The organism is Cronobacter sp. HA18003 (assembly GCF_011605905.1).
GTDB classification, from domain to species: Bacteria; Pseudomonadota; Gammaproteobacteria; order Enterobacterales; family Enterobacteriaceae; genus Cronobacter; species Cronobacter sakazakii.
On sequence record NZ_JAANQO010000013.1, the window covers coordinates 1 to 1,231 of the forward strand.

The 1,231-nt window shown below is 54.3% G+C and carries 1 rRNA gene; it reads right to left on the bottom strand.

What is annotated here, in order from left to right:
• Nucleotides 1-1,172 (bottom strand): 23S ribosomal RNA (locus G6041_RS11135); the annotation flags it as partial.
• Between the last annotated feature and the right edge of the window lie 59 nt (nucleotides 1,173-1,231).

Genomic DNA, 1,231 nt, shown 5'->3' on the forward strand with positions numbered 1-1,231 from the left:
GTGTCGCTGCCGCAGCTTCGGTGCATGGTTTAGCCCCGTTACATCTTCCGCGCAGGCCGACTCGACCAGTGAGCTATTACGCTTTCTTTAAATGATGGCTGCTTCTAAGCCAACATCCTGGCTGTCTGGGCCTTCCCACATCGTTTCCCACTTAACCATGACTTTGGGACCTTAGCTGGCGGTCTGGGTTGTTTCCCTCTTCACGACGGACGTTAGCACCCGCCGTGTGTCTCCCGTGATAACATTCTCCGGTATTCGCAGTTTGCATCGGGTTGGTAAGCCGGGATGGCCCCCTAGCCGAAACAGTGCTCTACCCCCGGAGATGAGTTCACGAGGCGCTACCTAAATAGCTTTCGGGGAGAACCAGCTATCTCCCGGTTTGATTGGCCTTTCACCCCCAGCCACAGGTCATCCGCTAATTTTTCAACATTAGTCGGTTCGGTCCTCCAGTTAGTGTTACCCAACCTTCAACCTGCCCATGGCTAGATCACCGGGTTTCGGGTCTATACCCTGCAACTTAACGCCCGGTTAAGACTCGGTTTCCCTTCGGCTCCCCTATACGGTTAACCTTGCTACAGAATATAAGTCGCTGACCCATTATACAAAAGGTACGCAGTCACCCTCTTACGAAGGCTCCCACTGCTTGTACGTACACGGTTTCAGGTTCTGTTTCACTCCCCTCGCCGGGGTTCTTTTCGCCTTTCCCTCACGGTACTGGTTCACTATCGGTCAGTCAGGAGTATTTAGCCTTGGAGGATGGTCCCCCCATCTTCAGACAGGATATCACGTGTCCCGCCCTACTCATCGAGCTCACAGCCTGTGTGCCTTCGTGTACGGGGCTGTCACCCTGTATCGCCGGCCTTTCCAGACCGTTCCACTGACACACAAGCTGATTCAGGCTCTGGGCTGTTCCCCGTTCGCTCGCCGCTACTGGGGGAATCTCGGTTGATTTCTTTTCCTCGGGGTACTTAGATGTTTCAGTTCCCCCGGTTCGCCTCGTTAGCCTATGTATTCAGCTAACGATGATGCACCGAAGTGCACCGGGTTTCCCCATTCGGACATCGCCGGTTATAACGGTTCATATCACCTTACCGGCGCTTTTCGCAGATTAGCACGTCCTTCATCGCCTCTGACTGCCAGGGCATCCACCGTGTACGCTTGTTCGCTTAACCTCACAACCCGAAGAAGTCTTCGTGCTGCGAGTTTGAGAGACTCTGACACACCGCGCATT